The organism is Bacteroides sp. MSK.20.82 (assembly GCF_019052485.1).
Classification (GTDB): domain Bacteria; phylum Bacteroidota; class Bacteroidia; order Bacteroidales; family Bacteroidaceae; genus Bacteroides; species Bacteroides thetaiotaomicron.
Genome location: NZ_JAHQUN010000032.1, coordinates 40511 through 65381, shown reverse-complemented (window position 1 = coordinate 65381; position 24871 = coordinate 40511). Strand labels below are relative to the sequence as shown.

The following is a 24871-nucleotide window of genomic DNA, read 5'->3' as shown; positions in this document are numbered from 1 at the left end:
GCAAAGATCGAGACTTAAAGATACAAAGACAACGGGTACTTTATCGGGGGCTTACCAAGCAATAACCTTGTCAGCATTATTACTTTTGAATATATCAAAGGTATGCTCTCAAGAAGATAAAAAAACTAAAGATTTTTTCAATTCTGGTGGATATATATCTGAAGGATATGCATTGGATAGAAACCAAGTACGATTTAATCAGTCCAGCGATTTTGTGTTTCATCATATTCCTAACGGTAATCTAATATGCATTACTTCAAAACAATTTAGAGCACATGCATTTAGTCGACATTATAATTGCATACTATCAAAAGACAGTAATTTTATTGCATACGTATCTGTGCCTCCCATATTCTGCGGGGATAAAGATTCTATTTATGCTGACTTTAGTTTTAAAACAGGATTTATGATTGAAATGAATACTTATCATTTAGAAATAATCAAAGGAGATTTTTTTAGGAATACAGGAGAAAGGGTTACTTCTTTGTGTGATCTTCCTCTCATTTATAAATCTTCAAAATATGCTCGTAAAGCATTTAATGCGGATACTGTAATTACATATCCTTTAAGAATGTGGGAAAATTTAGAAAATAAGTACAATCATTGCCAAGTAATGATAATTCAAAAAAAACGTCGTGGATGTATTGCTCTGTATTGCTTTTATAATGACAAAGGTGCCAAAAAGCTAAGTCACTATATCAGATCATTAGAACATGTCTTTTGGTATAGAGAACCGAAAGATTACATTGAAGTAATAGATCCACCAATCATAGATGAATATGAAATACCTCATTTAAAAGCTAAAGAAAGATCCGCTAATAATTAAGATGCAAAAATAAGATGGGAATTTATCCTATTACTTCTATCTTTACAGAATCACACAACTAAAATTTATCAGAATGATTATAATGGCTACAATTATTAAAGTGTAAAACAATGAGAATACTACAAACAATAATCTTATCATCATTATTACTTTTGATAGCATCGAATGCTTATCCTCAAAAAGATAAAAGTCTTCAAAATGTTTTTATCCCAGAAGGTTATGCACTAGATAGAAATCAAGTACAGTATAATCAGCCTAAAGATTTTATATCCTATATCGATTCTTTAGGAAAAAACAAAGTTTATTTAGGATGCTTTCTTGCAAAAGAATCTAAGAGATTACCAAGCTACTATCGCAAATCCTTTCTATCCAAAGATAGTAATTTTATTATACTCACTGCTATTCCCAGTATATTTTGCAGACGCAATGATTCAGTCTATGCAGATTTTGATTTGCTTCCAGAAATGAAAGTTGAGATGAATACTTATCATTTAACCCATATTAAAGCGGACTTCCTTAAAAATACGGGAAAACGAGTCGCTTTTTTATCTGAATTACCTATAACTTATAAGTCTTCCAAATATGCCCGTGAATCCTTCAATGCAGATACTGTTATCACATACCCTTTAAAAATGTGGGAAAAATATGAAAATAAATATACTCATTGCTTGGTCATATTAATTCAAAAACGATATCGTGGTTGTATCCCTCTTTATTGCTTATACACTGACGAAGGAGCTAAGAAACTCAACCACTATATCAAATCATTACAAAAGGTGTTTTGGTATAGAAATCCGAAAGATTATATCGAAGTAATAGATCCTGTCCCAGAGACAGATAATATATTTATTTTGCCAAAGCGAAATGAATCAGATACCGTACGTATAGTTGGTCAATTATGAAAAATAGAATTATATCACTTTTCATATATTTATTGCCTGGTTTGATCTATGCTCAAAATAATGCAGACGACAAATATGAGATTATGTCTCTAACCGACATGTTGAATCTTTTTAAGGACAGTATCAAGACGTACCAGCAGGTTATAATGGTATAATTGCCGAATGGTTCACTGGCAAATACCTTGAATATTGATATTGAGTCAACAAGCAATATTAAATCATTGATTGTCTATGCAACAATGCGTTTTTATTTCTATATTTGTAGAATCACACAACTTAAATTTAATGCATATGAAACAGAAATTAGTACGAATAGGTATTAGCGGGATACAGAAACAAAAAGAGAGATTTTGCCTTATATTTCCTGTACTATTATTTATATTTATCTTTCCCGCATCATCTATTGCTCAAACTATCGCAGAAGAATATAATTTCAATTTTAAGGGAGGAGAAGAACAAAAGTGGTCTTGGATAAAGAACCAAACCGGATGCTTTACTTATATTGAATCAATGCAAATAAAGAAAGATGATAATATAGTTTATAAAATATCATATACTCCACCTCCATCAAAAAATAAGAATATGATATTTATTACATCTTGCACTATCATGATACCAGAACAGATAAATGGAGATAGCTGCCAAGTATCTATAAAAAGTAAAACAAGAGAGATAACTAATGCATGGCTTACAGTTACAGCTCTCAACAGTAATGAAGTGGCAGTAGCATCTGAAGACAAAAAGCTGGAACATCCGGAATGGACGGATAATGTACTATCATTAAAATTGACGGACGGGAAATATAAAGCCAAAGCATTACGAATTAATATCTTTTATTTTGGAAATAGTAATCCGGATCAACAAATATGTTTAAGTGACCTGCAAATCAATATTGATGGAAAAGATCTGGGGAAACAATCTATTGAAGATCAAACTGTCATTAACACAAACATTCACAAAAGACTTATCAAAAATAAGATTATAAAATTATCTCATGACAATGATAGTACTCTGCTTACGCGAATAAATGAATTGAAAGATAAAAAAATCATAGGATTAGGAGAATGTACTCATGGTTCGCAAGAATTAAAAACTGCGGTTATTCAATTTTCAAAGAATCTCATTCAAAATGGAGATTGCAGGTTTGTTCTGTTAGAGGCTCCCGTTGATGCCTTACTACTGGTCGATGCATATATACAAGGAATTATATCATCACCCGACATTGAAAAACAAATAAAAGAAATCATGCAGATGTTTTTTACAAACAATAGCGAGCTTATGGGCTTTGTGGATTGGTTAAAGGAGTATAACAAGACATCTCTTCGTAAAGTACACCTATCTGGTATGGATTATAAAGACATCATAAGTCCATATTTTTATGACTACCTATTAAATCTATTGGATAAAGAAAAAGGGCGATACTATTTATTAAAACTATATGATAAAGAATTTAAAGATATATTGCAATATGCTCATGAGGATGTTTATTTAAAAACGAAGTTGGGAGAAGAGAATTTTTCGCTTTTTACCCAATACATAGAAACTTGTATCAATTTGGGTATTGGCTCCCAATTGCCTCCTCCTGATTATAGGGATTTCTATATGTTTACTTATACCAAACAACTTGCTGATCATTTCTTAAAAAAAGATGAGAAGCTAATCATTCACGTTCATAGTGCCCATCTTTCTAATTTGGAACGTTTTGATAGTTTTCCGTATAAAGAAATCCCAGCAGGGAATCGTTTAAAGAAATATTATGGAGATAAGTATTACTCAATTGGTTTTCAAGTTGGAAAAGGAACATTTACTCAGGAATCCGCCGGTTATTTTAGCAAGCTGATAGCATTACCATTATCCAAGCCACCATATAATAGTTTTGAACATTTAGCTCTAAGCACAAAAGAAAGTTATTTCTATTATCCGTCCAAATATATGGATGACGGTATTGTTGAGTTACTAGTTATTCCAAGAATGGCACGTTATCAGAGACAATATCAATTTCATTCTGTGAAAAACTGGTGTGATGCCTATGTCTTTATACAAGAAAGCACGCCGCTCAAAAATGTAACGACTGGAGAATTCGAAACAATGTTCAAACAATTTCTTAGAATAAAGGAGTTGATAAAAGAATTGAAAGCAAACGAAGAAAAGATAAGAAATAAAGAGTAACTTCTACTCAAAAGTAAAAGCTACTCTTCATTCCATATAAGATTGGGGATATTCAGTAAGTTTCCCTATTTATTTGCTTTAATACGTTGCCCGTCCGCCTGAACAGCGTACAGTTCCGCTCCTTCAATGTCTGCTCCGGCAGGTACAGTAAATACAAACCGATTGGCAAACCATACTTTTTTGCCATCCTTGATTAATTCGAAAGCAACCGCCTGTTCGCCTTTAGTCACAGTGTATGTTCTTCCGGAAACGGTATAACTTACAGTCTTGGTGATTTTCACATTGTTCTGGAATGTTTCGAAGTACCCTACATCTCCTCCATCTTCGGATATACCTTTTTGATTGCCTTTGGCTCCTGCCTGGTATCTTCGGTCTTCAATGTATTCAATAGGCGGACATTTAGTGGAAAATGTTTTCATATAAGCCAGCGTCTGATTAATCATATCCTGTGTCACGGTATATGAAAAGCTTCCGTAAGCATACAACTTGAAACTGACCGGAATAAAGAATCCCCAGGCATCGAAGAATTCGGTCATATCCATGTTAGCAGCTTTTGCTACGTTGCGTGCATACATCAGTTGCGCTGCTCCCGGATCATTGAAAGGTAACCAGAATTCAGGGGTACGTCCTTGCTCGAATATCTTACGGATGGTATTCGGTTTCTTGCCGATACGTTCGAAGTATGTCCACAATTGCTGGTTAAGGCGCATGTGCATTTCGGAGGCTTCTCCTTGATATAATCCATATTTATTGGCATCATCGGATGTCATGTCCTGAGGGGTAAATGCCAACGTGTTCGGGTCGCGCGGATGCATGAATCTGCTCCAAGGAGTCGGAGGCGCATATCGGTAAGTAGCTAAAGTCCCAATGGAGCTTCCACGTGATCCCCACTGGTTTATCTTGTATACCACGTAATTAGAAAAGAGATTATTGCTCGATTCCGTAGTACTGGGCCAGTTGATGGCTCCCTGATGCATATGTCCGAGTTCATGTCCCGGTCCCCATTCATTGTCCTGATTCTTGTCCATATCACGCGGATCGAAGTTGTTTTTGAATCCCCATCCATCTTTTGTGCTTACATCACCGGCTGCCATGTTAATGTAATAATTGGTAGCATAAAGTCCGTCGGTGAAAGTCGTGACATGCATCAGTGAATTGAATTCTCCCGTATTAGAATAGGTGTCGATAGCAGCCAGTTCCTGCTCCCAATCTATCAGGTTATCCCATCGCTCCATTCCTCTTACTACTCCATACTGTTTGAAGTTGTCCTGATTTTGCAGCAAGTCTTTCAGTGCTGTAAACAGAATCTTCCTGCCTTTCAATACAAATACGCATTTATCAGATCCGTCCAGAGTGACAGATTTTGCCTTCCGGATATATTCACGGAACAGGTCATCGGTTTTATCCACAGTCAGATCCCATACATTGAAGCCTACACGCGCATGTTCCGTTGTCTCCACATACTGGGGCGGAAAATGTATTTTCACTGCCGGCATGCCACGGGGATCAAGTTTCTGATAGATGACAAACAGATTTCCCGCACGTGAAAATGAAAACTTGTTGATTCCGTTTTTCAGGAATCGTTCTTCACCGTCGGGCCCCAGATCCGAACAACACCTTAGTGAAATGGATTCACCTTGCGGTATGCCGTCTGCTAAAACGACCATCTCTTCACCCGCATTCGTTATGATACCGGTAGGGTTGCAAAGAGGCGAGTAGTAATTGGTTCTCAATTTATCTCCCCAATATTCGGGCACACTGTATGCCTGATATGACTGTATCCTGAATCTCTTTTCCGCTTCGGGATAAGTATTACTCTGCAAAGACTTTGCCAGCACATTGAAGAATGCCGGAAGCCGATTGATGGTTTCGTCGGAAGCGTCCGGGCGGAGTTCACTGCATGAACGATCGGTGAATACAGTTATCAGTTGTTCGTCAAGCGGATTTTCCGCAGCATGGAAAAATTCCATCTCGTCGCAACTGACGAAATCATTTAATCCGCTTTTAACTTTGAATTGAACAGCCGCAGGTACAACCGGATCGTTCAGCAATATCCTATGGCTGCCTCCTGCTCCTTTAAAATCATAATCTTGTATATGAACAAAATCCGTACTTCCTTGAGGCTTGATGTAAAGTTCGAATGCTCCGAAATTACCGTTACCATTTCGACTGTGATACAGGATATAGTCTAGCGTAAGCTGATTCTGATCGAATTGATATTCAAGAGTTACGGGGAATTTTGCAGATTGACTCCATGTGGAATGATAACAGGTTCCGCCGAACTGACCGTCATAAGACTTCGATATATCCTGCCCCGGCTGATGGTCGGTGTCGTATCCGCCGGTAACTTTCAACTTTACATCCTTCTCCGGATTTACACCCGAAATATCACTCGATTTCTTTTGTTGTTTGATTTCCGACTGGTCATAAATGTTTGTATTTTCTTTGGATACAAACTTGATCGTAGCATTCCTTTCTGTAGTCAGAGGATTGGAAGCAATGGAGAATATTCGTGTACTGGATGCCAGATCGGCTCTTGTATCAGGTACTTCTTTCTCGGTAATCCAGTCTTTGGCTTCCTCCGGAATGACTACTTCATAGTCTGTATTGGAAAGCAAGTTGACTTCTATATGATCGTTTCCTGTTCCCGCCACCTGAATGACACGGCTCTCTTCAGCCACTTCAATGATCAGGTCACCGCCTGTCTGCACAACTCTGAGTTTAGCAGTCAGCGCATTATTGGTGATAGTAATATTTCCTTCTCTGACTCCTTTTTCGGGACTGGATGTTGCCGAAACCGTCAATTCTGTATCCGATGCTTTCCTTGCCGTCAGCCATTCTTTTCCCTCGGTTACCGATGCATTCCACTCCCGGTTCGATTTGACAGGTACGGCTACTTCCCCACCTTCTTTCTTGAATCCAATGGATTTCTGGACTTGCAGCACCGGCTCTCCCTGCAGCTCCTTATCATCACTCTTGCAAGCATAGAGAGTAGTGACTCCCACCAGCAGAATAAGAGAGATACATAGTATGTGTTTTACCTTATCCAATAACATAGTATTTATAATTTTTGTTGTTTTTCCATTTCATTGACCAGACTATCCAAATCGAAGTCAATGTTATATTCATTCTCTATCTGAATCTTTTTGATTTGCTTCACCAGCGAATGCGGCTTCAGTCTTCGGATCATCTCTATTTCCAAAAGCCTGTTCGGAAAACGTTTGCGAATGCCATCGATGTCTTTCATATAAATGCTGTCTGCTCCCTGATAAAGCGCATTGGCGGATTCTTCAAGAATAAATGCTCCCAAACTGTCAGGATATTGTTCGAGCACTGCCCGCAGAATTTCCAGACTTTTTCCGAAACTTTGATGCGCATCAGCATTCATATCTTTAGCCGCCTGAAACAATCCTAACTGAAACAGGTATTCTCCTGTTATCGCTTTTCTCTCCATTGCCAAAGTCTGGACATGCAATGCGGAATCCAGCTCCCCCATCTCAGCCAGTAGTTTAGCTTTGGTACCATAATAATCGGGGTTGAGACTGTCAATCGACAGTGCCCGGTCCAGAAGGCTGATACACTTCCGGGTGGAATCGACATCATAAGACGATTGCAGGATGGCTACTGCCTGTTGATAAAAACTGTCGGCACTGAGATTTACGGGATGGGGACGAATGTCCGGTTTCTGCCGTGAATGACAACCGATGGCTGTGCAGATTAGCAGCAAAACAAGTAATATGATATTCAGTTTCTTTGTTTTCATGTACATGATTCTCAATAGTCGGATAATATAAATAAAAAAAATGACTGACAGGGAGTTTTATAGGAAAATGTGTCTAATCTAATCTTATTTCCTCCCCGCCAGTCTTTCCATTAGTTTATCAGATGCCTAACTGCTCTTTGGCCCAGGCTTCATCATGCCTTACTCTGTAGAGATACATCTCAGCCATATTCCACCATGCTTTATTAGCGTTAGTATAGTCCAATGTGGCTTGATTACGGCGACCCGTAGGAGTAAATCGGATATAGTTGTAAGCTTGTTTACCATTCACATTGTTTTTAGCGGTAGCATGACCACCGTTTGATGTCGGTAAATTGAACTCTTCCGTACCCATGCTTTCAAAGTATTCACCGTTGGTACTTCCGTAAATAGTTGCGATCGTTACGTCGCCCCCATTATTTATGCCAGTCTGACGCGCATCATATTCAAAACGAAGCCCTTGCAACGGTTTGTTCAGTTTAATCTGCACGTAATGGGCTTCTGATACGACTGGATCTTGCCATCTGGAATGATAATAAGTTCCACCTTTGCCGTCAATCAAAGCAGGTAAGCCACCTCCATCACCGTCCTGTGTCGCATTAGCAGAAAGCATATCAACAGTGAGAATGACGCGTTCCAACTCGGAAGCTTCGCCGGAAGTACCTGTAATGATTACAGGACTCTCAGTCTCCATTCCCGTAGGACCGTAGGTCTTGAAAGTAAAGGAATATTCACCAGCACACTGATAGGTATCATCTATGATAGCCGATGTTGTCTTGAATCCATCTATTTCTATCTCTTTATTTTCTTTTGTGACCTTATCATAATACGTGATTTTCACTTTACTATAATCCACATCTTCCGGTGCTTCCCATTGCAGAGTGATGTGTCCGGCTCCCGGTGTAGCGGTAGCATTCACCACATTTACAGGAGGAACGGGAACGAATCCTGCTTGTTTCACAGTAACTGTAAAGCTGTTTGGATCAACCGGATCTTTACTTGTGAACGTTATCGTTCCTTCACGGGGTTGTTCTACAACTGCGGTGTTAGGCTCTATGATGAAGCTTTCGGAAGCATCACGCAATGCTCCTCTGGTGAGCGGTGCAGTTGCAGGCTTAATCCATGTTTGAGCATTTTCGTCAATCACATATTCATATTCCGCACCCGCAGGACCGTTCACTTTGAAAGGAATCGTGATCGTTTCGCCCATTGCTTTCACTTCAAAGACCTTGTGTGCATCGTCAATGTCAACAATATATCCTCTCGGCTGCTGCTTGATAATGAACGTGCCGACACAGTTGTAATTCTGTGACGACTGAAGGGTGATTGTACAATACCTCACAATGGTATCAGTATTCTGATCCAAACTGAATACCAGATTTTTCTTGACGATATCTTCCGCTTTTACAGCTTTTTGTCCTTTCTTTGCTTTCAGTTCTTTCGGTTCGTTAAAGCGTACCCAGTTACAGGTATCCGGTACAGTGATGACATCCAGATTCAGATTGGTATTCACCTGGATAGAAAGTGAAGTCGCTTTAGCATCCACCGCCTTCATTCCATCATCCGTCAATCCGGGTATATCGATCACCGGTTCCAAGCCGAACTGTTTCACACTTATGGAATAACTCTGGTGACCGTATGCTATCGTAACTTCTGCTATACGCTGTTTATAGCCTTCATTCTGATCGGCAGAAACCGTGACTTTACCTTCCTGCTTTTGTAGTTTGCACCATTCGGCATTCGAACTTACCGTCCAGTTATCGAGCGCCACGTTGGTCTCCACTTCTATCTCATGTTCGCCGCCGGAAAGCGGAAAAACAACAGCCGCCTGGCTCTCGCTGGGAATGGTCAATGTCAGTACATTGAACTCAGTTTCATAATCAGGACCACAGGAAGAGAGAGCTACGAAAGTTCCCAGGATTCCTGTCAGTCCGATGATTAGTATATTTTTTTTCATATTATTAGATGCATTACAAGTTTTCTACTCTTGGATTGAATTGGTATCTCAGTTTGGCATTTACCTCCCTGTAGAGGTCGGTAGACTTCAAACGGTATTTGTAATGGAGGCGGAACTCCTTATAATAAGTGGAGCGTCCGTCGGGCGTCCGGATGACATTCAATAAATACGTATTGTCATATTCGCCGATGGGTGTGAGCTGCACTACGTCGATGCTTTGATACGGCAGGATAGTGAGTTCCTTCGCCAACGGATTCTCGGGCAACTGTGCTCCCATTTCCAGAATGATGCTCCCCTTATTGATGATATCCAGCGCAGTGGTATAGTCAGTGAAATTTTCATCACCGGCCATCAAACGTACAGAGTTCTCAGAGATAGGAAATACACGGTTGGAATTGGTCGGACGGCGAACTTCACTATACCCATCCGGATTCGGGATAATGACCGTACTACTGGTGTAATTGTAGTAAGTTGCCGTCTGCGTGGACGCATAGTAATTCTCCTTGTGGATACGAAGCAGCACGTGCCTCTTTTTCGGATTACAGTCCGGTGTTCTCAATGAATCTATCTTATATTCGAGAAAATAGATGGAGTCGGGTGAAATCTTTTCCAGATTTTTCAGATACACCGGAAACATAGCCTTGGAAGAGCCGGCGGAAATGTTCATTTCCATCGTCGGAAATTCATAGCATTCTTCCGGCAAGTACTTTGCAAAACGGGCTTTATTGATATCAAAATTGGATTTGTTGTAAGCCCTCAACAGTGTATCGGAATGTTGCAGCACCACTGTTACCGGTTCGTCGGTAGCCTGCGATCCACTCAACGAAGCTACCACGAAAAGGGTATCTCCTCCCTGCTGCAACTCAGCTACCTGGCGATCATATACCAAGTTGGAATTACTGAGTAAATTTACTTCTTTGCGGAACTGTTCCTGATCGAAATCATACTTATCGCAACCACTTATCATAACCAAAGCAGAGCAAAGAATTATAGTTAATATCTTTTTCATATTATCTTTCTGTTATTCTTGTTTTTCATTATCTGTCCCATCCCGGATTCTGGTCCATGGAAGGTACTTTCAGTAATTCAGAGTGACTGATCGGCATAAATACCATTTTGGGCAGTGCGACGCGATCGCGGATATTCTGTTGGTCAATGGTCACGATGTTCCAGAATCCCGGATTGCCGGCGACGTCCGTACGGTCTTTTTGTACATCCAATCCCTGCCAGTTAGACGTATTGGCATCCTCGGTAAGGTAAGTACCCCATCTACGGGTATCGAAATAGCGGTAGCCTTCGTTGAAAAGTTCCACTTGTCGTTCATTACGGATGATCTGCTCAAATCTCTCCACCTCGTTGAAGTCACCCAAAGCCGGACCGGGTAATCCGACACGATAGCGGATCATATTGAAGTATTTAGCCATTTCCTGAATATCACGGCTGACAGTCACTTCGACATCCGTACCTGTCATATCAGGAGTAGTAACGGTGACCGTACCCGTCACCCGGTTCAACGCTTCTACATATTCAAGGAGTACTTCGGCATAACGGATGATGGCAAACGGTTTAGGCTGAGTAACAAATGCGCCTTTCACACTTCCTTTTCCGCTCGACCATGAATCGTCAGGATGGACAAACTTGACGGGAGTGTAGCCGCTGATATTGTAATCATTGACGTTATTTCCCGCACCGGCCAACCCGGCTTGCGTATCATCATGAGAATACCAGAACTGCTGGTTGACATAGGTTGCGTCGGAAGAAGCGGAACTCATAGTCCACAAGCGTCCGGGAAATCCGATGGAAGCATAGAAACGTGCCGAACGGTTGTCATACATCTTCGGAACATCACCTCTCAACTGATAGTTTCCCAGCACTTTATTCGTACCTATTGTCTGACTGAGATCCGCTACATACGGATAGTCTGCCGATGCATTGTGGATGTCTCTGCCATCCATCATCAGGAAGCAATCGACCACTCTCTGAGGTACGGACATGCCGCCCCAGCCTCCGAATTTAACAGGGAACGAGTGGTGCGTGTAATTAGTCACATTTTGGGATGCCATTGCCCAGATAAACTCTTTATTGGTTTGAATAATACCTTCACCGTTGAACATATCGGCAAAAGAATGGTAAGGGTCGATACCACCCGCACCATCGGGGAAAGGAGCCGTAGGAACATTATCTGCCAACGGATAAGGGTATTGATTGTCCGGTGCCACTGTGAACAGTGAATAGTATTCCATATTGATCACTTGCTTTGCGGCAGCGGCTGCTACCGCCCAACGGTCGGGATCATAAGTCTGGTTTACGTAATCGGCACCGTCGCTTTTGCGCTTCCAATTGCTAAAGCACAGGCGGGCGGCATCACCGCCATTGAACAACGGAGAAGCTTGGAACAGGCGCAGACGGGCAATCAACGCTAAAGCTGCCCCCTTGGTAGGACGGTCGGAATAGCTGATACTCTGCTCGGTCGGTCCATAAATACCTTGTGTGGCAAGCTTGAATTCATTGCAAATATAATCCACCGATTCATCGTATGTAGACCGTTCCCTGTCATAGTATTCCGCAGATTCGGAAGTACCTAGTACTTCGTCTCCGACAATGAGCAACGGACCGTAGTTCATCAGTAAATGGTAGTAGGCATAACCGCGCATAAAGTGTACGTATCCGATGTAACGTCTTCTGTCGGCTTCTGTCATATCAGACACTTTATCGATATTTTCCAGCATCCGGTTACATCTTGCCACTACTACATACATGCTATACCATATATCCTGCCGCAGGTTTCTTCCGTTGACAGTACCAACACTGAATTGCGCTCCCCAAAACTCGTTGGTCTGCCATCTGACGGCAATCTCGTCCGAGGCAGTTTCTCCCGGATTCCATGAGTTTCCCCAAATGGCACCCGCATCGGGAAAACGGGTCGGGGTGTTCCAAAGGTATCCTTCGGCATTTTTCATGCTGTGGAAAATGGAATCTTCCTTGAATGTAGCCTGAAAATAATTGTCTACATCCAGAAAATTGCAGGAACTGAGCAGCAAAGAACTGCCGATCACGGCTCCCAAAAGTATTTTAATTCGATTTTTCATAAATTTTTCAATGTTATGTGATTAGAATCTTAAGTATACCTGGAATGAATAGGTAGCAGGTATCGGATAGACAGCACCATTTGCCGATGCTTGTTCGGGATCGAAATATTTCACATTGTCGAAAGTGCACAGGTTATTCGCCACAAATTCCAGATCGACGGAAGACAATCCTACCGCTTTAATCCATGGCAGATGTTTCAGGCTGTATCGCAAGCTAACTTCCTGAAGGCGCAGGAAAGAACCGTTCCGCCTCCAGAAGGAGGACAATTGAGAATTGTTCTTATTACCTCCGTAAGAGAGACGTGGAAATTCAGCATTCGGATTTTCCGTTTCAGTAGTTCCCGAATACCATGCGGGCGTCCATCTGTTCTTGGGATTGTTGGCTAGTTTGATCACATTTCCCAAGTCTCCATTATAGAACGGAATCCATCCGTTGTCGTTGCCAAGCCCTGCACGATAGTAGTCTACCTTGGCGGAACCTTTGAACAAGACACTAACAGTCAGATCTTTCCACTGGAAGTCACCGCCGAATCCATACATCACTCTTGGTAACTGGTTGGAATAAGACAATGGCACCTTATCGTCTTCATTGATAATACCATCGCCGTTGACATCGCGATATTTGATGTCGCCCGGGCGTATCTTTCCGAATCCGCTTTGATCGGGGCTGGTATTGATCTCATCTTTGCTGGCGAATAGTCCCTCGGAGATATATCCGCGTAAGATGTTAAAGGGTCTGCCGGTCACACTGAGATAGTCGTAAGGTAATTTATTCTCTTCAAAATAGTCGATGATATTTTGTGAGAATGTATAATTGGCACGAACCGTAAAACTCATATCCTTATTAATAGTATGGAAAAACTCAATATTTCCGTCCGATCCTACACTGTGCATACGTCCGACATTCGACTTCGGATAAGTCACCATACCTACGTAAGAAGGTAACGTCACACGGTCCTGAAAGATGTGGTCACGAGTATCCCGGAATATGTCGACTGTCAGGGACAACTTGTCGTGAAAGAACTTGGCATCGATACCAAGATTCGCCTTCTTTGCTACTTCCCATTTCAAATTGTCGGCTCCGGTATGGGTTTCTGTGATACCCGCATAACGATATCCCCAAGCAGATCCGGCATGATTGTCTATCAGGGTCAGGTAAGGGAAGCGTCCCTGGCCGGTATAATCGTTGGTAGAAACAATCTGGTCGTTACCTACGATACCGTAAGAGCCGCGAATTTTGAGGAACGTAAACCAAGGTAGTTTCTCTGTCCACCATGCATAAGAGGAAGGAACCCATCCTGCGGCAATGGAAGGAAAGAAACCGAACTGTTCTCCTTTTTTGAACTGTGCAGAACCTGTATAACCGAAATTCGCATCGATGAAATAACGGTTTTTATAGTCATAGGAGATACGTCCGGAAAGGTTCTGATGGCGTTTGGGGATGCTGGCGATACCTAAATCATCATATTTGCCCCATAGAGAGTTTTTCTCATCTTTCATATAGTATTCGAGCAACGCGCCAAAGGTATGGTCTCCGAACGACCGGTTCCAGTTGGCTTTCGCCTCCATATAGTATTGCCTGTAAGAGTTTTCGCCACTTCCGTATGCCATACTTGATTGTGCTGAGCGCAGCGCTTTAATCAAGACTCCCTGTGCGGTTCGTCCGGTAGCACGGTAGAGGTCGGGCCAAATCCTGCGGTATTCGCTGAAGTAGCCGATATGTTCCGTCATCGCTTGTACCGACATCGTCAGTCCTTTCAGAAATCCTCCGAATTCTTGCGTCAGCTTCAGCGTCAGCATGTTTCGGTTGTCCTCGCTTTGCATGTATCCGGTATTATTCAGCATAACATATGGAGAAGCCAATTCACGTGATCCGCCATATACGGGCAGCGTGCCGTCAGAGTAAGTGACCGGAAACAGAAGGGGGGTCAACTGCTGGACGGCTGACCATACCAGATCTGTGTTCCCTCCGCCCGGACTGACATAAGAATTGACATATCCATCTACACCGAAGTATAGCTGGGTCGTCTTGGTCAAATTCATATCGATATTGGCACGATAATTCAGCTTGTTTACGCTCAATGGCTTTTTAAACAGATTTTCCTCTTGGCGATAGGCGGCTCCTTCATCCTGATACCCCAGCGACAAGAAGTATCTGGCAACGTCACCTCCTCCTTTAGCACTGACATAGTAGTTCTGCTGAATAGAATTCCTTTTCATGATTTCATCTATCCAGTTTACATCCGGATAAAGATCCGGGTCCAGCCTGTTTTTGATCAGATCCAGTTCAAGACGGGTGTACAGATCGTCTTCCCCAGACATCGCTCTGGCTTCATTGGCAAGGAGTGCGTAATCATATGCTCCCAGGTATTCGGGCAGACGTTTGATATGTGATATTTTCATCGTAGCACGTCCGGTCACCTCTAATTTTCCACTGGTACCACGTTTGGTAGTCACCAATACCACGCCATTTGCTCCGCGTGTTCCGTAGACAGCCGTTGCTGCGGCATCTTTCAGGATACTGAACGATTCAACGTCGTCGGTATCAATATCTTCCAATCTTCCTTCGAGACCATCGATCAGTACTAAGGCTCCACTGCTGGCTCCGAAAGTACTGATACCGCGAATCCAGAAGTTGGAGATATTTTTGCCCGGTTCACCCGAACTCTGCATAGTGATAACACCTGCCATTCGACCTCCGATCATATTATTGAGGGAAGTGGCGGGAGTTTTTAGCTGCGCAACGTCAATGGTGGTGATGGCACCTACCACAGATACTTTTTTCTGGGAACTCATACCCGTTACCACTACTTCGTCAATCTTAGTCTCGTCTTCTTTCATGACGATCTTAAGCTTTTCTTCGTTTTTGGTAATCAGCATCTCGACATTCTTCATACCCACTGACTGGAATATCAGTGTAGCGTTTTTCGTTACTTTTATCTTGAACTTTCCGTCCAGATCCGCTACTACGCCGACTCCCGGTTCGTTCTTTACATAAACAGCCGTACCTACCAATGGCTCGCCGGTTGCATCCACAATCACGCCTGCCACTGTAAACTGTGTACTCGTTTCGTTCTGACTGTAGCCTGCCAATGGAATCAATGTCATAAGCAGTACAATCAATAAAAGATTTTTTTTCATATATGTATTATCAAAGGTTATTGTATAGACAATTTACGAATCACTTTATTTCCGGTATCTGCGACATATACAATTTGTCCGTCGGCACTAACAGCTACACCGAACGGATGATTGAACAACGCGATATCCGGACCGCCGTCTTTATAGCCCTTCATGCCCGGAAGTCCGATAGGAGTAGTTACCATAGCTCTATCCAAGGGCAATTTGGTATCGATTACTCGTATACAATTGTTACCACAATCAGCGATATACAATTTACCGTCTTCGGTAAAGCAGATTTGATGGGGATTATCAAACTTGGCATTCCTCAGCAAACCGTCTTCCCATCCTGCTCCTGCTACCTGTCCTTCCAATATGGCCTTTCCGGCATAACCTTCACCGGGATAGGTGTTTTTGTCTTTACCTTCCAGATTTCCCACATCCACTCGCCATATCTGATTTCCTTCTGCCATCGCGACATAAAGCATATTTTCCTGTCCTTTGACAGGGCTGAAAGCAAGGTATGAGTCACATGCATCAGGTCTGGTAGAAGTTCCGACTTTCTTGAGTAGGAGTTCACAAGTACGGGTGTTCGGTTTTATCCGCACCAGTTGTCCCTTAACCATCACTGTATAAATGTAATGATCCAGCTTATTCACTACAAAGCAGTGCTTATAGTTACCATCGGCAACGTCTTTAGTTTCATCATTCAGCAGCACCGTCAGGCGGCGCGGCGCATAGCTCACGCTTTTGGCCAAAGAATAATATCCCATACCGCCATCTTCAGGAGCGTACATCGTACCATCCAGGTCCGAAAAAGCAGGAGCATTCAGGATGGCTGACGTACCATACTGAAGTACCAGCACAGAATTACTCTTAATGGAAGCCATGACAATATTTCCGTTAGACTGCGCTCCTTTATCATTTTGACAGGTTACAGATGGATAATTGTTTCCTCCGTGCCATACGTGGCGTTCGGTGATAAAGATATTATCCTCGTCATCCAGACTAATGTAGTTGGGCGCCGACAATGTAGAAGTAGCGATGTCTCCTCCTACCGTAGGCTGGTTAGCGTCCGGCGAAGCTTGTCCTACAACGGTAGTCACGCTCGTCTGCGTCTTGTAGATAAATTGCCTTCCGGCTTGTCCTTCATATTCTGTTCCGTCGGGCATTGTTCGGGCAACAAGAAGATTCATTTCTTTCTTGTACGTCAGTCCCGAAGGAACATACAAGTAGATTTTGTTACCATTTGAACTCACCAAGCCCGCCTGGTGCTTTATCCCATCCGCATCTTCGAAATAAACTTTCAGATTGGTAGTGTCTGATCCGAAGTTGCTGCCTTCGACGATCATAGGGGTAGCGATCCCACCGGAATCCGGATAAAATCCGGTCACCTCAATAGGTTGATCCGGATTGAATACTGCACTTCCTATATTCTTACTATCCGAACATGAAGTCAGATAGACAAATACGGCGGCAAAAAATGTCAAAAAAATAGTTCTTTTTTGCATTGTTTTTCTGTGATTAAAGGTTAATAATTAGTTGGGTTAATATGGATAAGTAGAAAACTTACTATTCTATATCTAGGCATTATGATAATGTGGTAGAAATAAGATGTGCATTTTTACTCTAATACGTTTGTTTTTGGGTGTGTATGCTTTATCTTAATATTTAGTAAGTTTAGGAATATATATAGTTGTGTTTGACTGTTATCATTCATTTGTTTTTCTTGGGGGTATTGAAATTTTTAATGAATTCAATCTCTCTTCAGCACTGTTCTGATCTATGCTGAAGAAACGATAATAAAAATTTAATCACTGCCCGGAGGCGGCCTACAATTTCGCATTATCATAAATAATTATTAAGAAATATAGTCGTAATTGACCGATTAGAATAAGTCGCTCTAGAACTTGGTAATCAAAACAATAAAATCATGATAATCAATAATATACATCAATAAAAAGATTATATCTATCTTATTACGATCTGAGTAGTAGAATGAAAAATCAAAAAAAATACCGTTTGCCGATAATTAAAATAAAAAAAACATTGCGTTTACCAATTTTATTAATAACTTTACACCGTCTTAAGTGGCACACAAACTTAATAACCTTTGAAAAGCCTATGAAAACAGGAAAAAATACACTTATTGGTATAAAATTACCAAGTTCTAGAGCAACTTATCCCAATCTGTTAAATATAAAAATGAATCATAACAGCCAAGCACAACTATATATATTCCTAAACTTACTAAATAAAAAAGGTAGTAGATCCCCAAAAGAATAAATGCATAAGAAATAAAATGCACACCTTAATTTCTACCATATATAATAATATTTTCTCCTTCACCAACAATCTCTGGCGAATAGGCCGTAATAAGAAGTAAAGGCTATATTACATAAAAAAAATTCCAGTAACTTGCGATACTGGAATTTTATATAAATCAAGAAAATCTCTTATTCCCACTCAATAGTTGCAGGTGGCTTAGAACTGATATCATAGGTTACGCGGTTTACACCTTTCACCTTATTAATAATATCATTCGAAATCTTACCCAGGAATTCATATGGCAAATGCGCCCAGTCGGCAGTCATGGCATCAGTAGAAGTCACGGCACGCAATGCTACCGCTCTTTCATAAGTACGTTCATCTCCCATGACACCTACAGACTGTACCGGCAGTAAGATAACGCCTGCCTGCCATACTTGATCATACAATCCCCAGTCGCGCAATCCCTGAATGTAAATATCATCAGCATCTTGCAGGATACGCACTTTCTCACGGGTGATGTCTCCAAGAATACGTACAGCCAAACCCGGGCCAGGGAATGGATGACGAGTAATCAGATGTTCCGGCATACCCAACTCGCGACCTACACGACGAACTTCATCCTTAAACAACAGACGAAGCGGCTCGCACAACTTCAAGTGCATTTTTTCGGGCAGACCACCTACGTTATGATGACTCTTGATCACTGTACCTGTTATAGACAATGATTCGATGCAGTCTGGATAAATAGTGCCCTGAGCCAGCCATTTCACATCTTTTATTTTGTGAGCTTCCACATCGAATACATCGATAAAGCCCTTACCGATAATCTTACGTTTACGCTCCGGTTCCGTCACACCTGCAAGCTCTGCAAAGAACTTTTCGCTGGCATCCACGCCAATTACATTCAGCCCGAGGCATTCGTAATCGTTCATCACATTCTTGAACTCATTCTTACGGAGCATACCGTGGTCTACGAAGATACAAGTCAGATTCTTACCGATAGCTCTATTCAGCAAAACAGCAGCAACCGATGAATCTACACCACCGCTCAATCCCAGCACCACTTTATCATCACCTAACTGAGCTTTCAACTCAGCAACCGTACTCTCGATGAAAGAAGCCGGTGACCAGTCTTGCTTGCATCCGCAAACATCAACTACGAAATTCCTCAATATCTGCGTCCCGTCTTCGCTATGGAACACTTCCGGATGGAACTGAACGCCCCATACCTTCTCACCCTCAACCTGATAAGCAGCGATATCCACTTTATCAGTTGAAGCAATCTTCTTAAAATTATCAGGGATAGCAGTGATTGTATCACCATGACTCATCCATACCTGCGTATTCTCACGAACTCCTTTAAACAGCACATTATCCTTGCAGAAAGAAGTCAGATGTGCACGGCCATATTCACGTGTACCGGCCGGTTCTACTTTTCCATTGTTAGTATACGCCATAAACTGTGCACCATAGCAGATACCCAAAATAGGATATTTACCACGAATCTCACTCAAGTCTACTTTGAAGGCATCTTTATCATAAACCGAAAAAGGACTTCCGGAAAGGATGACTCCTTTAATTGTCGGATCTTCTTTAGGAAACTTGTTATAAGGAACAATTTCGCAATACGTGTCCAGTTCGCGTACGCGACGACCAATCAGCTGTGTTGTCTGCGAACCGAAATCAAGAATTATTATTTTCTCCTGCATATCAATGGTTGGATTTTGAATAAATGATTTGCAAAAGTAGAAAAAAGTAGGCAAAAAGATAGAAGAATAAACAGAAAAATCGAAATTTACGAGAGAAATATATCATCGGACAACATAAAATCCGAAAAGGGAAACGATGTCAGAGAGACTTATATATAATAAATAGGAGACTCAAAACAGAATCTCCTATTTTATTATACAAGTACTTATTTCTTCTCTTTCAGCAAGTCACGAATCTCAGTCAGCAACACCTCTTCTTTAGTAGGAGCAGGTGGTGCAGGAGGAGCAGCCGGGGCTTCCTCTGCCGCCTTCTTCGTAGTCAGTTTAGTGATCAGACGTATAAATAGGAATATAGCAAAAGCTATAATCAGAAAGTCAAAAGTTGCTTGCAGAAATTGTCCGTAATCCAGAGATACGGCAGGAGCAATCTCCTTACCGTCTGCTCCAACTTCAGCCGCTTTCATTACCCATTTCAGATCTGTAAAGTTCACACCACCAACCAATAAGCCTATTGGGGGCATAATAACATTCGCCACCAGTGACGATACGATCTTCCCAAACGCGCCGCCGATAACTACACCGACAGCCATGTCAATGACGTTCCCTTTCATAGCAAACGCCTTAAAGTCTTGTAAAAATGTGCTCTTTCCCATCTTTTTTCAATATTTAATGTGAATTTAATATGCGAATATAAAAACATTTTTGTAATTTTGCACCGCATTTGAAAATAAAACAAATGCGCGAGCTGAGAGATATTTGAACAAATATTATAAAACCCTTAAAAGTTTAAACAAAATGATTAAAGTAGGTATTAATGGATTCGGACGTATCGGACGTTTCGTTTTCCGCGCTGCAATGAAAAGAAACGATATTCAAATCGTAGGTATCAACGACCTTTGCCCGGTAGACTACTTGGCTTACATGCTGAAGTATGACACAATGCACGGTCAATTCGACGGTACTATCGAAGCAGATGTTGAAAACAGCAAATTGATCGTTAACGGTCAGGCTATCCGCATCACTGCAGAAAGAAATCCGGCTGACTTGAAATGGGATGCTGTAGGTGCTGAATACGTTGTTGAATCTACAGGTTTGTTCTTGAGCAAAGACAAAGCTCAGGCTCATATCGAAGCTGGTGCAAAATATGTTGTAATGTCAGCTCCTTCTAAAGATGACACTCCGATGTTCGTTTGCGGTGTAAACGAAAAAACATACGTGAAAGGTACTCAGTTCGTTTCTAACGCTTCTTGTACTACTAACTGTCTGGCTCCTATCGCTAAAGTATTGAACGACAAGTTCGGTATCCTTGACGGTTTGATGACTACAGTTCACTCTACAACTGCTACTCAGAAAACAGTTGACGGTCCTTCTATGAAAGACTGGAGAGGTGGTCGTGCTGCTTCTGGCAACATCATCCCTTCTTCTACTGGTGCTGCTAAAGCTGTAGGTAAAGTAATCCCGGCTTTGAACGGTAAACTGACTGGTATGTCTATGCGTGTTCCGACTTTGGACGTTTCTGTAGTTGACTTGACTGTTAACTTGGCTAAACCGGCTACTTACGCTGAAATCTGCGCTGCAATGAAAGAAGCTTCTGAAGGCGAATTGAAGGGTATTCTGGGTTACACTGAAGATGCAGTAGTTTCTTCTGACTTCTTGGGTGACACTCGTACTTCTATCTTCGATGCTAAAGCTGGTATCGCTTTGACTGACACTTTCGTAAAAGTTGTATCTTGGTATGACAACGAAATCGGTTACTCTAACAAAGTTCTTGACTTGATCGCTCACATGGCATCAGTTAACGCTTAATTAGAAATCTAAACATATAGGAAACCGCTGCGGAAAACCGTAGCGGTTTTTTTGTCTTCATTTTATATATTGTTAAAAAGCAAGGTATTATCCGTGGTATAACCTACAATTTTAGTAGTTTTGTACTTCTATGAAGAGAATTATGAAGAGATTATTAATAACATTGATACTAGTTTACACCATGAACAATATACTGAACGCTCAGAATCCTTTCTTCGGTCAGTATCAGACACCGCATGGGACTGTGCCCTTTGACCGGATCAAGACAGAGCATTATGAGCCTGCCATCCTCGAAGGAATCAAACAACAGAATGCGGAACTTGATGCGATCATACAAAACCCGGAGAAGGCGACATTTACAAATACAATAGAAGCCTACGAACAATCCGGAAGGCTGCTGGACAAAGTAACTGCCGTATTCGGCAATATGCTTAGTGCTGAAACCAATGACGACTTACAGGCATTGGCTCAGAAAATCATGCCACTACTCAGCGAACACAGCAACAACATCACACTGAATGAGAAGTTGTTTGCCCGCGTGAAAGAAGTGTACGGACAAAAACAATCTCTGCAACTGACCCAGGAACAGAATCGCCTGCTAGACGATATATACGACAGTTTTGTACGCCACGGTGCCAACCTCGAAGGAGAAGCCCGTGAACAATACCGACAACTGACCAACGAACTGAGCAAACTGACACTCGACTTCAGCGAAAACAACCTGAAGGAGACAAACAGGTATCAAATGCTTCTGACAGACAAAGCCAGCATTGCCGGACTGCCGGAAATCATCGTAGAAGCTGCTGCCGAAACAGCCAGAAGTGAGGATAAAGAAGGATGGGCTTTCACCCTGCACGCTCCAAGTTATGTGCCTTTCATGACTTATGCCGACAACCGCGAGTTGCGTCATAAGCTCTATATGGCATATAATACAAAGTGTACGCACGATAACGAATTCAACAATATCGAAATCGTAAAGAAGCTGGTAAATACACGCATGAAAATAGCCCAGCTACTGGGATATAAAGATTATGCGGAATATACCCTCAAAAAACGAATGGCTGAAAACAGCGGCGCCGTATATAAGCTGCTCAACCAGTTATTGGAAGCCTACACTCCCACCGCACAGAAAGAATATCTCGAAGTACAGGAACTGGCACGTGAGGAACAAGGTGATGACTTCATTGTCATGCCCTGGGACTGGAGCTACTATTCCAATAAACTGAAAAACAAGAAATTCAATATTAATGAAGAAATGCTCCGTCCTTACTTCGAACTGGAACAAGTAAAAAAAGGAGTATTCGGACTGGCAGAAAGACTCTACGGAATCACTTTCCGGAAAAATACGGAAATCCCGGTTTATCACAAAGATGTTGAAGCCTACGAGGTATTCGACAAAGACAGTAAGTTCCTGTCCGTACTATACACTGACTTCCATCCCCGTCCCGGAAAACGCGCCGGAGCTTGGATGACCAGTTACAAGGAACAATGGATAGATCCCGTAACCGGTGAAGACAGCCGGCCGCATATATCTGTAGTGATGAACTTCACCAAGCCGACCGAAAGCAAACCTGCTTTGCTAACTTTCAACGAAGTGGAGACATTCCTGCATGAGTTCGGGCACAGCCTGCATGGCATGTTCGCCAACTCAACTTATCAGAGCCTAAGCGGAACAAACGTATATTGGGACTTTGTGGAACTTCCTTCACAGATCATGGAAAACTTTGCCATCCAGAAAGAATTTCTCAACACCTTTGCCCGTCATTATGAAACCGGAGAAGTGCTTCCGGACGAACTGATACAGAGACTCGTGGATGCTTCGAACTTCAATGCAGCCTATGCCTGCCTGAGACAAGTGAGCTTCGGTCTGCTCGATATGGCATGGTACACCCGCAACACTCCTTTCGAGGGCGATGTAAAAGCCTATGAACAGGAAGCCTGGAAAGACGCACAAGTATTGCCAATAGTCAAAGAAGCCTGCATGAGTACACAATTCTCCCATATCTTTGCCGGAGGATATTCCGCCGGATATTACAGTTATAAATGGGCAGAAGTGCTGGATGCGGATGCGTTCTCACTGTTCAAACAGCAAGGAATCTTCAACCGTGAAGTAGCAGATTCGTTCCGCAACAATATCCTGTCGAAAGGAGGTACAGAACACCCGATGGTGCTTTACAAGCGCTTCCGCGGGCAGGAACCTACCATTGACGCATTGCTGATCCGAAACGGCATAAAGAAACAATAAAATTAAAAAAGGAGAGAATTGGACATGAAGAAGAGATTGATACTTAAAGTATTAGGATTGCTGTTATTGCTTCCGATGTTTTCCGGATGTAATGATACGGATGATGTAGCCGGCATCTTCACCGGCAAGACATGGAAACTGACTTATATCACAGTCAAAGATAGCCATCAAATGTTTAATTTTTGGGGAAACGACAACAAAGCCCGCGAACAAAGCATGAAATTGCTTGACGAAACAGGTAGGTATGTAATTACCTTTAATGGAATGGAAGAAAGCAATATCATCACCGGGACCTTAAGTGGCACAGTGATAACCTCTACTTTCACTGGATCATGGTCTGCCAATGGAAAGGACAACCAATTCAATGCATCTATCCAAGGAGGTAATGAATCATCAGATATATTAGCAAAGAATTTTATAGAAGGGCTGAACAACGCAACCTCTTACGGAGGAGATGAGCGAAATCTATACCTTTACTATAAACCTTCCGGTAGCCAGCAGACACTTTCTTTAGTTTTTCACGTTGTAAAATAAAAGACACTCTCATGGACACGGAAAAGAAACAATTGGAACTGGACAAACGTTACATACGTATGGCAAGCATCTGGGCGGAAAACTCTTATTGCCAGCGCCGTAAGGTAGGAGCGTTGATCGTCAAAGACAAAATGATTATCTCCGACGGATACAATGGTACTCCTTCGGGCTTCGAAAACGTATGCGAGGACGAGAATAACCTGACAAAACCTTATGTTCTCCATGCGGAAGCAAACGCTATCACCAAGATAGCACGCTCGAACAACAGCAGCGACGGTGCCACGATGTACGTCACCGCCTCACCTTGTATCGAATGTGCAAAGTTAATCATACAGGCAGGAATCAAACGGGTAGTCTACTCCGAACATTACCGCCTCGAAGATGGAATAGAACTATTAAAACGGGCAGGAATCGAAGTTATCTATACAGAAATGAACGAAGATTCTTCTCCAAACAAATAATAAAACGAACGTTTTAAAAAAA

Annotated in this window: 18 protein-coding genes; 9 read left to right on the top strand and 9 right to left on the bottom strand. The window is 41.9% G+C overall.

Annotated features, from left to right (window positions below; genetic code table 11):
* Positions 1-67 precede the first annotated feature (67 nt).
* The 4 genes from KTR07_RS20095 to KTR07_RS20080 all read left to right on the top strand — a co-directional run bounded on the left by KTR07_RS20095 (position 68) and on the right by KTR07_RS20080 (position 3897).
* Positions 68-826, top strand: a complete 759-nt coding sequence (locus KTR07_RS20095) for a hypothetical protein (RefSeq protein ID WP_008759953.1) — start codon at positions 68-70, stop codon at positions 824-826.
* A 110-nt stretch (positions 827-936) separates the two neighbouring features.
* Positions 937-1728 (top strand): hypothetical protein, encoded by a 792-nt coding sequence (locus tag KTR07_RS20090; RefSeq protein ID WP_008764468.1) that lies wholly within the window; start codon positions 937-939, stop codon positions 1726-1728.
* Complete coding sequence (locus KTR07_RS20085) at positions 1725-1883, top strand: DUF5030 domain-containing protein (protein ID WP_008764467.1); 159 nt, start codon at positions 1725-1727, stop codon at positions 1881-1883. Before KTR07_RS20090 ends, KTR07_RS20085 begins: the two co-directional genes overlap by 4 nt.
* Positions 1884-2019: 136 nt before the next feature.
* Positions 2020-3897, top strand: coding sequence for an erythromycin esterase family protein (locus KTR07_RS20080; RefSeq protein ID WP_229110592.1), 1878 nt, complete (start codon positions 2020-2022; stop codon positions 3895-3897).
* 65 nt (positions 3898-3962) lie between these two features.
* On the opposite strand, the gene KTR07_RS20075 is transcribed toward KTR07_RS20080, so the two are convergent.
* The 7 genes from KTR07_RS20075 to KTR07_RS20045 form a co-directional block, all read right to left on the bottom strand.
* The gene (locus KTR07_RS20075; RefSeq protein WP_195568282.1) at positions 3963-6953 is read right to left on the bottom strand and encodes a M60 family metallopeptidase; all 2991 of its coding nucleotides are present in this window, start codon (positions 6951-6953) and stop codon (positions 3963-3965) included.
* Positions 6954-6958: 5 nt separating this feature from the next.
* Complete coding sequence (locus KTR07_RS20070; protein WP_032850061.1) at positions 6959-7660, bottom strand: hypothetical protein; 702 nt, start codon at positions 7658-7660, stop codon at positions 6959-6961.
* Between the two features lie 118 nt (positions 7661-7778).
* Positions 7779-9614, bottom strand: a complete 1836-nt coding sequence (locus KTR07_RS20065; RefSeq protein WP_008764463.1) for a BACON domain-containing protein — start codon at positions 9612-9614, stop codon at positions 7779-7781.
* Between the two features lie 13 nt (positions 9615-9627).
* Positions 9628-10623: a BT_3044 domain-containing protein gene (locus KTR07_RS20060; protein ID WP_008764462.1), complete on the bottom strand. Its 996-nt coding sequence runs from the start codon at positions 10621-10623 to the stop codon at positions 9628-9630.
* A 28-nt stretch (positions 10624-10651) separates the two neighbouring features.
* Positions 10652-12703 carry a RagB/SusD family nutrient uptake outer membrane protein gene (locus KTR07_RS20055; RefSeq protein ID WP_008764461.1) on the bottom strand — a complete coding sequence of 684 codons (2052 nt, stop codon included), beginning with the start codon at positions 12701-12703 and terminating at the stop codon, positions 10652-10654.
* A 21-nt stretch (positions 12704-12724) separates the two neighbouring features.
* Positions 12725-15844 carry a TonB-dependent receptor gene (locus KTR07_RS20050; protein ID WP_016268476.1) on the bottom strand — a complete coding sequence of 1040 codons (3120 nt, stop codon included), beginning with the start codon at positions 15842-15844 and terminating at the stop codon, positions 12725-12727.
* Positions 15845-15861: 17 nt separating this feature from the next.
* Positions 15862-17334: a hypothetical protein gene (locus tag KTR07_RS20045; protein WP_022471522.1), complete on the bottom strand. Its 1473-nt coding sequence runs from the start codon at positions 17332-17334 to the stop codon at positions 15862-15864.
* 487 nt (positions 17335-17821) lie between these two features.
* Between KTR07_RS20045 and KTR07_RS20040 the strand changes: the two genes are divergently transcribed.
* The gene (locus KTR07_RS20040) at positions 17822-18109 is read left to right on the top strand and encodes a hypothetical protein (protein ID WP_055229305.1); all 288 of its coding nucleotides are present in this window, start codon (positions 17822-17824) and stop codon (positions 18107-18109) included.
* Between the two features lie 170 nt (positions 18110-18279).
* Here the strand turns inward: KTR07_RS20040 and guaA are convergent, their stop codons facing one another.
* Both guaA and mscL read right to left on the bottom strand, forming a co-directional pair.
* Complete coding sequence (gene guaA / locus KTR07_RS20035) at positions 18280-19803, bottom strand: glutamine-hydrolyzing GMP synthase (protein WP_008764459.1); 1524 nt, start codon at positions 19801-19803, stop codon at positions 18280-18282.
* A gap of 206 nt (positions 19804-20009) precedes the next feature.
* Positions 20010-20456 carry a large-conductance mechanosensitive channel protein MscL gene (gene mscL / locus KTR07_RS20030; protein WP_008759941.1) on the bottom strand — a complete coding sequence of 149 codons (447 nt, stop codon included), beginning with the start codon at positions 20454-20456 and terminating at the stop codon, positions 20010-20012.
* 142 nt (positions 20457-20598) lie between these two features.
* On the opposite strand from mscL, the gene gap reads away from it, so the two are divergent.
* From gap to KTR07_RS20010, 4 genes are all read left to right on the top strand, one after another.
* The gene (gap, locus tag KTR07_RS20025) at positions 20599-21609 is read left to right on the top strand and encodes a type I glyceraldehyde-3-phosphate dehydrogenase (RefSeq protein ID WP_008759940.1); all 1011 of its coding nucleotides are present in this window, start codon (positions 20599-20601) and stop codon (positions 21607-21609) included.
* A gap of 181 nt (positions 21610-21790) precedes the next feature.
* A complete protein-coding gene (locus KTR07_RS20020) occupies positions 21791-23854 on the top strand; it encodes a M3 family metallopeptidase (protein WP_195568287.1) in 2064 nt (687 codons plus the stop codon).
* A gap of 24 nt (positions 23855-23878) precedes the next feature.
* On the top strand, positions 23879-24388 hold the full coding sequence (locus KTR07_RS20015) for a DUF4847 domain-containing protein (RefSeq protein ID WP_008764457.1): 510 nt from the start codon (positions 23879-23881) through the stop codon (positions 24386-24388).
* An 11-nt stretch (positions 24389-24399) separates the two neighbouring features.
* Positions 24400-24849 carry a dCMP deaminase family protein gene (locus tag KTR07_RS20010; protein ID WP_008759937.1) on the top strand — a complete coding sequence of 150 codons (450 nt, stop codon included), beginning with the start codon at positions 24400-24402 and terminating at the stop codon, positions 24847-24849.
* The last annotated feature ends 22 nt before the right edge of the window (positions 24850-24871 follow it).